Origin of the sequence: Wolbachia endosymbiont of Dipetalonema caudispina (assembly GCF_013365495.1) — a bacterium.
In the GTDB taxonomy this organism is placed as follows: Bacteria; Pseudomonadota; Alphaproteobacteria; order Rickettsiales; family Anaplasmataceae; genus Wolbachia.
In genome coordinates this window covers 305,268-317,683 of sequence record NZ_CP046580.1, presented here as the reverse complement: position 1 = coordinate 317,683, position 12,416 = coordinate 305,268, and the positions used below count along the sequence as shown (strand labels likewise).

The window sequence follows — 12,416 nt, the reverse complement described above, 5'->3', positions numbered from 1 at the left end:
ACCTTTATATACTAAGCTAAGCTATAGTGGTGATTGCTTCACTATAGCTTTCTCCATATAGCTATCTATTATATTAGTTAAGTATTCTAATGTTTTATACCCTTCATGTTTAATCTTATCGTACTCTACATACAATTTATCATTATTAAGCTTAATAAAAAATATTGGAGTACCTGTAATGCCAAGTTTATTAATTGCCAATGATTTATCACCTATAACTTTATCCATTATTTCCTTATCGTTAATACATTGGTTAAACGTGTCTTGCTTTAAATTACTTAGCGCAGCAACTTTTTGTAATACAGTTAAGTCACTAAAATCAGAGTAATTCCATGAATCTATTGAATTAAAAACAGCTTTATTAAAGTTAAAATAATCTTCTGCTTCTTTATAACAATGACTTAGCATTGCAGCTTTCAACCCCCTATAATCCATAGGAAAATGACGAAATATATATAACATTTTACCTGTATCTATGTATTTCTTTTTAACTTCAGGAAAAACTTCTTTATGAAAAAGATAACAGTGATAACAAGTTAATGAAGCATACTCAATCATTAAAATTGGTGCCTTGGGATCCCCCAACAATTTATCATCAAACAATGGCAATAGTAGTTCTTTTGGTGTTATTTCACCAATGTTTTGAGTAATATACTGACCATTATAGACTAAGTCTTGTTTAATAACAGCATAAGAGTTAACACTCATGAAAATTAATATGAACAACAGCCTTAAGATCACTACAATACAAACATTAATTAATAAACTATACATTTTTACACAAATAAATGTCAAGATTATTTAGCAAGACTTCCAATCTTATTTTTATAATAATTATTTTGCTTGATATATTATTGATATATTGAATTTAATAAAACTACAAAATAAACTAAACTTGAACTCAAATCTTATTAAAAATTTTACTCATAACTTATCTTTACTTTAAAAATAAATTTTCATTTGTCTTGTAAATATTTAAATACCCCATATTATTATATAACTTCAATGGTAACTAAATTATACCCCTGCGATAATTTTTTCTTTAAAATCTAAGACCTTTCTTTTATTCTTTAATAAAGAAAATCAATACACTTCTCAATACCAATTATAAGCTATAACATATAATAGATTAGAGAAGAAAAAACATCTTGTTCTTGATGGACTATACGTAAAAATCAATTTAATTAGCTCTTAATAGAATCCGTATCTATCGTTAGTTTTAGTAGATCCTGAGACCTAAAGTTAAGTGGGTATCACATATTAACTTTAACAAAATTAACAGAGGCAATTCCCTTGACTAGAAATTATCGCTCGGGAAAACTAACTTAACTCATAACGAATAGAACAGATTCTTATCAAGAGTATAACCAATTTAAATACATTGTGCTATAAGTATATTCAGATTAACAATAAAACTAATCACGAATGAAACTTTATATTCTAAATACTAGATCAATAAATATACTATAATAAACCATTACTTAAGCTTGAATCATATTATTATTTCCACTACTATCCTTTAAAAATTTATCAAATATACAATCACAAAATTTTTATGCATAATATCTTTAAATCAAAACAACATAAAAAATTGATAATACATGTAAAAAAAACTCACAGTCATTAAAAATATTCATTCAAAATATTTTGGTTTTTTATAAAATTTAAAGAATATTGAAATAACTTTAATTAGCTTAAAAAGCAGTTAATAAAACCTAACTACTTTTATAGTAATAAGATTTATAAATATTGATTTAAAGCTATTAAAATAGTAACTTCTTCCTAAAATAATGATATTACTTAATGAATAATATAAGCATTTCGATTTATCACTTCCCAAAATTTCTGTTAGAAAATTGACATGCATAATATAATTAAGTATTAATAAGTGAATTAAACAATAAATAATCTATGACATACATGCCTCATTGGCCTAAAATACTTTTTGGCAATAAGCCAAAAAATTTTTCTCTTCAAAATATAAAAATTTTTCTAAATAGGCTAAAAAATCCTGAAAGAAAAATGCCTCCAATAATTCACATAGCTGGAACCAATGGAAAAGGCTCAACATTATCATTTGTAAGATACATACTACAAGCAGCAGGATATAAAGTACATACATATACTTCTCCACATCTAGTAAATTTTAATGAAAGAATAGTTATCGCAGGTAATTATATTAATAATAATGAATTACATAACTTATTAGAAGAGTGCCGTAGTGTAATTACAAATCAACCTATCACCTTATTTGAAGCTACAACTATTGCAGCTTTTTTAGCTTTTTCTCGTCATAAAGCTGATATTACTTTAATTGAAGTTGGTATGGGTGGAAGGTTAGATGCAACAAACATTATAGATAATCCAATCTTAACAATTGTTACTTCCATTGCATTTGATCATACTGAATATCTTGGTCCTACTTTAGAAATCATAGCAAGTGAAAAAGCTGGCATAATGAAACATAATGTTCCTTGTGTAATAGCACCACAAAAAAGATCTATAATGAATACACTAGAACAATATGCAATAAATAATAAATCTCCTTTATTTAGAGGAGGACATGAATGGAATTGTAAAAAATATAATAGTCAAATGATTTTTCAATCAGCTATTCAATCGATAAAATTTCCCTTACCATCTTTAAAAGGCAACCATCAAATAATTAATGCAGGAAATGCCATTGCAGCATGTAGTATTTTGAGTGGAAAGTACGGGTTTAATATTAAAAAAGAAGATATTATCTCAGGACTACAACATACTTACTGGCCCGGAAGACTAGAACTTATAAAAGAAGGTAATCTAATTTCTTTATTACCAAAAGATTGGCATCTATTTTTAGATGGTGCACACAATAACGACGGTGCAAGAGTATTAGGTGAGTGGATACAAGACAATTGTGCTGAAGGTATATATATAATTTTTGGTATTACGCGCAGCAGAAGTGTGGAAGGGTTTTTAAAATACTTAAAGCCATATATCAAATTATTATGTGCAGTTTGTATTAAATCTGAGCCAAAAGCAACAAATACAGACTTAATTAAACAAAAAGCTGGTAATATAGGAATACATGCAATCGAATGCAAGTCAATTAGTGATGCTATATTGAATCATATACTGAAAGCTTCTATTAAAAATATTAAAACAATATTAATTTGTGGTTCATTGTTTTTAGCCAGAGATTTTGCTATGGAAAACTTTATCAAATTCACATAAACTTTTGAGTATAACACAACATTATATACTAAAGTCCTCCGGTTAAAACTTCCAGTATAAACATAAATAACAACAAAAGTAGCACACTCAATGACCAAAATAAAGTTAATACATTAAAATCATTAATAGCTAAATATAATTTCATACATAAAACACTCAAAGTATAAAATACTTTTACTAAAAATAAATTTTTTAGCACTTTAATTTAGTCTTTTATTACCTCATAATCTTTGCATTTTACTCAAAGTTAAATATTAAAAAAATATTAATTTAATTAAATTTCTCCTTATTTAAAATAAATATTCTTAACAATCAAATTAAAATAAAACTTGCATAAAAATATAATAAAAAATATACCACTATAGTAAACTTATAAATAAAACATTATTTATATAAACCTGATAAAATAAAAGAAATTACAAAACATTCCTAAAAATAAAGAAACAATAAAAATTCTAAAGAAGAATATATTATTGTTATCAACACTACTATAAAAAAACTTACTTATATCTTTTATATCATCAACATTCATAACTCCAACACCTAATTGTATACATAATCTATCAGTAACTATTCACTAAGTTATCTTTTGCCTAAGTAAACTTAAAACTATTTCTGCTATAAATTTTCACAAGGAGTATATTTTCTTCAAGAGAAAAGCTATATTATAATCATGAATAATATCATTATAAAAAAATTTGGTGGAACTTCATTAACTAATTTAAATCGAGTTGCAAACTTGATCAAACAAGACGTTCAGAAAGGTTGTAATGTAATCGTTGTCGTTTCTGCTATTGCAGGATTCACTGACCAAATGGTTTTCCAAGCTAAACAAATCTCAAATTTAAATTGTACAAAAGAATTATCAGAATATGATGTCTTACTTTCAGCAGGAGAACAAATTTCTTGTGGTTTACTAGCAATCACTCTTCAATCTATCGGAGTAAATGCCAAATCTTGGCTTGCTTGGCAGTTACCAATTATAACGAATGATTCCTATTCTGAATCTCAAATAAAAACAATAAAAATTGATCTTTTAAAAAGATCTTTTGCTGAAGGTTACACTGTTGCTATTATTGCTGGTTTTCAGGGTATACATGCCAATAGAATCACTACCTTTGGCAGAGGAGGATCTGACATATCAGCAGTAGCACTTGCAGTAGCTTTTAACACTAAGATTTGTAAGATTTTTACTGACATCGATGGAATATATACAGTTAATCCCCAAATTATACCCAAAGCACATAAACTTAAGTTTATTTCTTATAATGAAATGCTAGAAATAGCATCATCCGGTGCTAAAATACTACATTATCGTTCAGTACAGCTTGCAATGAAACATAATATCAAAATACAAGTATTATCTACTTTTAAAGAGGTAGAAGGAACCACAGTACTGAACGAAAAAGATATACTAGAGAGATATCCAATTACTGGAATAACTTGCAGCACTAATGAAATTCTAATTACTTTTACTAATTTTAGTAATATCTTAAATCCATTAAAAAATATGCTAAAAGCAAATATTAAAATTAATATAATACACGGATCAAGTTTCATAGTCCCAAAACCCTATACCAATTTAATAAAAAAACTATTTAAAAAAAACAGAAACTATGTTATAAACAATAATATAGCTAGAATCTCAATAATCGGTATTGGTATTATGTCCAATACTGAAGTAATACAACGCACACTTAAGATCTTAGAGGAAAAGAACATAGAAGTATTTGCCATCACAGCAACAGAAATTAAAATCAGTATAATTACTCGAAAAGAATATGCTGAAGTTCTAATCAAAGATTTATATACTGAATTAATATATAATACTAAATAATGATTTTATACAGAGCTTTCTTTGATTTAATGAACTGAACAAAAAATAAATTCTTCAATATTTAGGAAAATAATTAAAAAAGATAAAATAAAAAAGGTAATAAAATTAAATTTATAAAAAATAAACAAAAATAATTTAATAAAACTAATTTGCATTATAGTAAAGATATTAACCACAACAAAATCAAAAAAAAACAAGTAAGAGTATATAATATATTACATAAACAACAATATTTTACTATTATTTAATCAAATAATATAAATATTATGAAAATAAAATGTTATAGTAAGATTTCCTTCAGATAATATATACCTCTTCCAACCTCGTTACCTGAAGTTTTTTTTACATCTCAAAGAAGAAGAAACTTCAAATACAAATTTATAACTTGTGTTAGCAAGAGCACAGCATAGTAAAATCAAAAGATTTTAGCATACTACAATTTCTTACTCAAAAAAATCAAATTATTACTTTGTTCAAACAGATAATCTACCAACATAACTTTAATATTGTCTATGAAGAAACAAGTATAAATTTATTAATCCTTTCTTTTTATCATCAATCATCTTTGTTTATTTATCAATTTTGCTAAATCAGCTATATAAGCTAATCCTAAATAATTTTACATTTAAAAAAATTGTAATAGCAAAACTAAGCAAACTTAGCATTAATTTTAACATAATCCTTGCAATTTTTAATCATTTCACAGTAAAATTATCCAACTTAATAACTTACCATATTCATACCTAAATACTACCTTTTTACCAGTAAAGTCTACCAATAAAATACCCTCATGACAACTTTAAAAATTAAAAATCTTGCTCTATAGCTCACTGTCAAATATCCAACATAATATAATTTTCCTGCACAAAAGAAAACTACATCACTACTTTGAAGTGTTTGGATGGTGATTAATAAGCAGCATAAACATCATAATTTTTCAATTAATCTACATCTAAAGATTAAATCTTTCCAACCTTTTACCATACCACTACTCAAAATAATCTTTACCAAATTTTCAATTTTCACCCTACTTCCTACTCTTCAGTAATTTATTATCTAATATAAACCTCTTATAACGAATCCTTCAAAACTTTTGAAGTTATAACACACAAGTTCCTATATAAAAAAGCTTATTACATAACTTCAAAACCAAAATGATATCAGACACAAAATTTCAAAGAATATTTTTTTGTCATTAAAAACAGTTATTTCTCTATCTCAGAAATAACTACTTTTTCCATATTTTAATAAACTCAAATATATTTTGAGTATAATTCACTAGTAGCTTAAAGTTTTACATTGAAAACTCTACCCTTTTTATAAACTAAAGATCTATCTCACATCTTTGATCCAAAGTCATACAAATAATATATATTATTAATTTTTTTATCCACCTAACCACCTAGATACAATTCTTAATCTATAAATCTACTTTCTTTACTCATCCACTATTACTTTAATATGACGTTTTTTTCCTGCTGATAATTTTATAGACGACCTACTTTTAAAATTTTCAGAATTTATTATATAATTAATATTATTTATAGTAATATCATTAACTTTACATCCGTTACCTTGTATTAAACGCTTTGCAGCACTCCTTGATGGCTCAAGATTAGCATTACTCAACAACTCTATTAAAGATACACCATTTATCACCTGTTCTTTTGTTATAGTATACTTAGGAAGTAATAAATCTTCTCCACTTTCAAAAGCAGAAAATGCAGCAGCTTGTGCAAGCTCTGCTTCTTTTTCACCATGACATATTTTTACAGCTTCTGTTGCCAAAACTTTTTTTGCTTCATTTATTTCCTGATCTTTCAAAGATTCAAGTTTCTTAATCTCATCAGTTGGTATATCAGTAAGTAGTCTCAAAAAACGCCCTACATCTTGATCATCAACGTTACGAAAATATTGCCAATAGTCATAAGGTTTGAACATATTACTATCAAGCCATACTGCTCCACTTTCTGTTTTACCCATCTTTGTCCCTTGAGTATTCAATAAAAGAGGAGTAGTAAAACCAAATAACTCAGGTAAGTTCAACTTTCTGCCAAGTTCAACCCCATTGACTATGTTTCCCCACTGATCTGACCCACCAATTTGTAAACGACAGCCATATTTTTTATTCAATTCAATAAAATCATAGGCCTGCAGTAACATATAGTTAAACTCTGAAAAATTTAAATTTTGCTCTCTATCAAGTCTAGTTTTTACACTATCAAAGCTTAACATACGATTTACAGAAAAGTATACCCCTATATTACGCAAAAAATCTATGTACTTTATACTATCTAACCAATCTTCATTATTTACAATCACTATACTACTCTCACTGCTATTAAAAGACATTATTTTCTCCAATATCTTCCTTATACCAGATACATTCTTCTTGATATTTTTTATAGATAAAATGCTCCTTGCTTTATTTTTAAAAGATGGATCACCAATTTTTGTTGTTCCACCTCCAAGCAAGACTATAGGCTTATAACTAAACTTTTGTAAGTGACGCAGCATCATAACCTGAATGAGATGACCAATATGTAAACTAGGCATTGTGCAATCAAATCCAATATATGCAACTATGTAGTTATCCTGTAACAATAATTGATTTAACCCTTCAATATTTATACACTGGTATAAGTATCCTCTTTCTTGAATAAAATCTAAAAATTCTGATTTGTGTTCCATTATATTTTTAGTGAATTATTTTAATGTAAAAACCATTATTGAAGAACTCTAGTAAGAGTATCTTCAATATGTATGCTAACCCAATTTTTTATATCATTTTACCAAAATAAGTTACTAGTAATACTTATTTATAAGCAAGATTTCCGACTTTAGTTAGTTACAAGAGTTCGATAAAATCTCTCTCTAAAAAGTTCTTTCTTATTCATTTTAAAGATATAACACCTACTATATTTATACATGAGCCATTTAAACGGCAGTCAATCATTCCCCCATAATTCTTCTATTTTATAGTATTTTCTTACTTCTGACCTAAATATATGCACCATTATATTTTGAAAATTCACAATTACCCAATTGCCATGCTCCATACCTTCTACATCTATTTTATCATACAACTTAAGATTGTTTATGATATCTTCAGCTAATGCTTTAACATGACGGTTTGAGTTCCCAGATGCAATAACCATATACTTTGCAATAATAGTTTTATTTTGCACATTAAAAATAGTTATATCATAACCTTTATTTTGATCTATAATATTTACAATAACATCTCTTATTAATTTTAAATCTCTAGGCATGCCGCTCATCACCTAAATTACATATTTACTAACGATAATATACTCAAAATTCTAAATATAAAATATAATCATCATTAACCTAATTAATTTAAACTTTCTAATGTTAATATACACAGTATATACAACATAGAACCTTTACTATATACACCCAAAAATAATTTTTAATATGTGATTTATTACAATAAACTCACAATTATTTAATCGCCTTTCTTAAAAAAAAGCCTACTATTCATTCTACTGCAAAAGCAGTATTTTATTCAAAACAATTAATACATCAATGTAGTAATAACATATTTACACTAAGTTCAAGTTCTAAACTATTTAATGCTGAAGTCTATAATATCTGAGAAAAAAATCTTTTCTAAAAATAAACCAGCAATATATAAAAGTATAATGCAAAATCAAAGTATTTTATCAGAACTTAAAGATAATAATAATGTCATAACCAGAAAACATATAGAGCTAATATTAGATTGAGTAAAAAAAATAAGTGTAAAAATATTCATAAAATCTGCTCAATAACTGAAGAAGTAATAAAATTATTAAATCAATAAAGAATATCGAGAAAAAAACGTTAATTCAGATTTTATTATAAAAATAACTTAAAAAACAAAGACCATTTCACTAAAAGCTCACTTTAAATTATTAATTTAAATTTAAGTATAAAAAATTTAAAAAAAAGTTGCAAAAAAATGAACATTAGGGTTAAAATAACTAAAATTTTTACAGTAATTTAACTAAACTACTCTCGTGGTTAGGAAAAAAAATAAATATCGTCCTTGTGTTGGAATAATGCTATTCAATAAGCAAGGAGATATTTTTGTTGGAAAACGTTTTGACAGTGACCTCTATTGGCAGATGCCACAAGGAGGTATTGATAATGGTGAAGAGTTGGAAAAAGCAGCATTACGTGAGCTCTTAGAAGAAGTTGGCACTGATAAAGCAAAAATTATAACTAAAAATAAGAATTGGATATATTATAACTTACCTAAAGAGCTAATACCAACTCATTGGAAGGGAAGATATTCTGGTCAAAAGCAAATGTGGTTTTTAATGAAATTTTGTGGAGAAGATAAAGATATTAATATTAATTACACTGATCACTCAGAATTCAAAGAGTGGTGTTGGCAAAACATAGATAATTTAATATCCAACGTTATACCTTTTAAAAAAGAAATTTATAAAACTCTAATAAAAGAGTTTTCTTCTAAAATAAAAACTCTTATTATTAAGTAATATTTATGGGTGCTTATGATAATAGATTCTCATTGCCATTTAATCCATTTTTCTGATGAAGAAATACCGAAAGTGGTTTCAAGAGCAAAACAAAACAATGTAAAGATTTTACATAATATATGCATAAATATCAGTAGTATTCCAAGATTGCTAAAAATTTCCTTACTCTATGACCATATTTACTCTTCTATTGGTGTACATCCACTCGATATTACTGTAGAAAATGGTAAATTTATACATGTTGATGAATTGGTAGAGTTCACTAAGAATCAAAAGGTAATTAGTATCGGTGAAACTGGATTAGATTTTTATGAATCTGATAATAAAAGCAACCAAAAAAAAAGTTTTATATCACATATAGAAGCAGCAAGAATAACAGGATTACCTTTAGTTATTCACACTAGAAATGCTGACCATGAAATAATTGATATATTAAGGTCAGAAATAAAAATTGGCACTATCAGTGGAGTCATACACTGCTTCGCATCCTCAAAAGAGTTTGCTTATCAAATTATGGATTTGGGATTATATATTTCATTTTCTGGAATCATTACTTTTAAAAGCGCTAATTCACTCAGAGAAATTGCACAAAACATACCACATGAACTTATTCTAGTAGAAACTGACGCTCCGTACTTATCACCTGAGCCTTATAGAGGAAAAAAGAATGAGCCAACAATGATAAATTATACTGTAAATTGTTTGGCAAAATTATGGAATGAGTCGCCTAATAAAGTAGCAGAAGTAACCACAAACAACTTTTCTAAACTATTTACAAAATTTAACTCTGAAAAAAGTCTATAAAATTAAAAATTCACTCATAAAAATCTAAAGATTTTACGAGCTTTCTTACTGCATCTACAGATTTTTTGAACATCTCTAATTCACTATCATTTATCTGAACTTCTAAAATTTTTTCAACTCCACTTTTCCCAATAATTACAGGAACACCAATAAATAAGTCTTCTATACCATATTCACCATTAAGATAGGCAGAACATGATAATATACGCCTTTTATCTTTTAAATATGATTCCAGCATATATACGACTGAAGATGCAGGAGAGTAATACGCGGACCCAGACTTAAGCAAATCGACTATTTCTTTACCACCATTACGAGTACGCTTAATTATTTCATCAACTTTCTTTTGTGTAATAAGGTTCATACTGATAATTTGAGTAAGAGGAATACCAGCAACTGAAGTATAATTAATCAGCGGTACCATAGTATCACCATGCCCTCCCAACACAAAAGTAGATATATTTTCAATAGAAATATTTAATTCCTCTGCAAGAAAATAACAAAAACGTGCAGAATCAAGTACTCCTGCCATTCCAACAATCATATTGGTTGAAAAACCTGAAAATTTATGTACCACTGAAACCATAACATCCAAAGGATTAGTAACCACTATTACAAAAGCGTTTGGAGAATACTTTTTAATATTCTGACCTGACTCTTTCATCACTTCAGCATTAATTTGAAGTAGATCATCTCTGCTCATTCCAGGTTTTCTTGCAATACCAGCAGTTATTATAATCACATCGGAGTTTTTTATATCTTCATATCTATTTGTACCGATAATACTAACATTGAATCTGTCAATAGGAGATGATTCTACAATATCCAATGCCTTACCCTGAGGTATTCCATCACTAATATCAAATAAAACAATATCACCAAGCTCTTTAAGCGCAATCATATGGGCGAGAACCCCTCCAATGTTCCCTGCACCAATCAAAGATATCTTTTTTCTTCGCATCATTCTCTCTCCTTTATATCTATCTTCGTAGTCTTACCTTCCCAAGGAGACAAGCTATCAAATATACGAAAATCTTGTGGTAAATCTATAGGGTTATATACAACCCTTTTTGCTTCTACATCATATCTTACTTCTTCATAACCGGTAAGAGGAAAGTCTTTTAACATAGGATGACCTTTAAATCCATAATCCGTCAAAATTCTACGCAAATCTGGATGATCAGAAAATTCTATTCCATACATATCATATACTTCACGTTCAAACCATGAAGCTGTACTGAATATCTTCACTATACTTGGAGGAACATCATTTTCATCTAACTGAAGTTTTATATGTAATCTAGTATTATATACAATGCTAAGTAAGTTATATATTAACTCAAAACGCTTTTCTCTACCTGGATAGTCAACTCCAAAAATATCAACTAATAATTCAAATCTACATTTTTCATCACTACGTAAAAAAAGTAAGTAATTTTCAATATCATCTAAAGATGAATATACTATAATAGTACCATCATTTTGCTGAATACATCTACATTTAATTTTTTTTTGTATATATTTCATAATTTTACTCATTATACTTATACATTCTTAGTTCTTTTTATTTTATTTTGTAAACATAACATTCCATATAACAATGCTTCAGCGGTTGGGGGACACCCAGGAACATATACATCAACTGGCACAATTCTATCACAACCACGAACCACTGAATAAGAATAATGATAATAACCACCACCATTTGCACAACTTCCCATAGAAATAACATATTTAGGATCTGGCATTTGATCATATATCTTACGTAAAGCTACCGCCATTTTATTAGTTAACGTACCAGCAACAATCATAACATCAGCTTGTCTTGGACTTGCACGAAACATTATACCATATCTATCAAGATCATAACGGCTGGATGCAGTATGCATCATCTCCACTGCACAACACGCCAAACCAAATGTCATCGGCCATAACGAACCAGATCGTGCCCAATTAATTACATGATCGATTAAAGCACCAAATTTAGTAACAAAAAATCCTTCTTTTTTATAAGAACTATAATTATTTTCGGATAAAATTTGACCTTTCAT

At 27.4% G+C, this 12,416-nt stretch carries 10 protein-coding genes and 1 other RNA gene; 4 read left to right on the top strand and 7 right to left on the bottom strand.

Annotated elements, in window-relative coordinates:
• Positions 1-21: 21 nt before the first annotated feature.
• The gene (locus GOY14_RS01195) at positions 22-741 is read right to left on the bottom strand and encodes a thioredoxin domain-containing protein (protein ID WP_175809862.1); all 720 of its coding nucleotides are present in this window, start codon (positions 739-741) and stop codon (positions 22-24) included.
• A 453-nt stretch (positions 742-1,194) separates the two neighbouring features.
• A non-coding RNA gene (ssrS, locus tag GOY14_RS01190) (6S RNA) lies at positions 1,195-1,354 on the bottom strand.
• Positions 1,355-1,911: 557 nt separating this feature from the next.
• On the opposite strand from ssrS, the gene GOY14_RS01185 reads away from it, so the two are divergent.
• Positions 1,912-3,216, top strand: a complete 1,305-nt coding sequence (locus GOY14_RS01185) for a bifunctional folylpolyglutamate synthase/dihydrofolate synthase (protein WP_175809480.1) — start codon at positions 1,912-1,914, stop codon at positions 3,214-3,216.
• A gap of 673 nt (positions 3,217-3,889) precedes the next feature.
• Complete coding sequence (locus tag GOY14_RS01180) at positions 3,890-5,053, top strand: aspartate kinase (RefSeq protein WP_175809478.1); 1,164 nt, start codon at positions 3,890-3,892, stop codon at positions 5,051-5,053.
• Positions 5,054-6,490: 1,437 nt separating this feature from the next.
• Here the strand turns inward: GOY14_RS01180 and tyrS are convergent.
• Entirely contained in the window at positions 6,491-7,744 is a 1,254-nt protein-coding gene (gene tyrS / locus GOY14_RS01175) for a tyrosine--tRNA ligase (protein WP_175809476.1), read from the bottom strand.
• A gap of 257 nt (positions 7,745-8,001) precedes the next feature.
• Entirely contained in the window at positions 8,002-8,325 is a 324-nt protein-coding gene (gene rsfS, locus GOY14_RS01170) for a ribosome silencing factor (protein WP_175809861.1), read from the bottom strand.
• Positions 8,326-9,117: 792 nt separating this feature from the next.
• Here rsfS and GOY14_RS01165 point away from each other — a divergent pair.
• A complete protein-coding gene (locus tag GOY14_RS01165) occupies positions 9,118-9,561 on the top strand; it encodes an RNA pyrophosphohydrolase (RefSeq protein ID WP_410543578.1) in 444 nt (147 codons plus the stop codon).
• 15 nt (positions 9,562-9,576) lie between these two features.
• The gene (locus GOY14_RS01160) at positions 9,577-10,365 is read left to right on the top strand and encodes a TatD family hydrolase (protein ID WP_175809473.1); all 789 of its coding nucleotides are present in this window, start codon (positions 9,577-9,579) and stop codon (positions 10,363-10,365) included.
• 10 nt (positions 10,366-10,375) lie between these two features.
• Here GOY14_RS01160 and mdh read toward each other — a convergent pair whose 3' ends face one another.
• From mdh to GOY14_RS01145, 3 genes are read right to left on the bottom strand one after another with little or no spacing between them, the layout of a single operon-like run.
• On the bottom strand, positions 10,376-11,329 hold the full coding sequence (mdh, locus tag GOY14_RS01155) for a malate dehydrogenase (RefSeq protein ID WP_218938845.1): 954 nt from the start codon (positions 11,327-11,329) through the stop codon (positions 10,376-10,378).
• Positions 11,326-11,904 carry an NADH-quinone oxidoreductase subunit C gene (locus GOY14_RS01150; RefSeq protein WP_175809472.1) on the bottom strand — a complete coding sequence of 193 codons (579 nt, stop codon included), beginning with the start codon at positions 11,902-11,904 and terminating at the stop codon, positions 11,326-11,328. Before GOY14_RS01150 ends, mdh begins: the two co-directional genes overlap by 4 nt.
• Positions 11,905-11,909: 5 nt before the next feature.
• Positions 11,910-12,416, bottom strand: a complete 507-nt coding sequence (locus tag GOY14_RS01145) for a NuoB/complex I 20 kDa subunit family protein (RefSeq protein ID WP_175809470.1) — start codon at positions 12,414-12,416, stop codon at positions 11,910-11,912.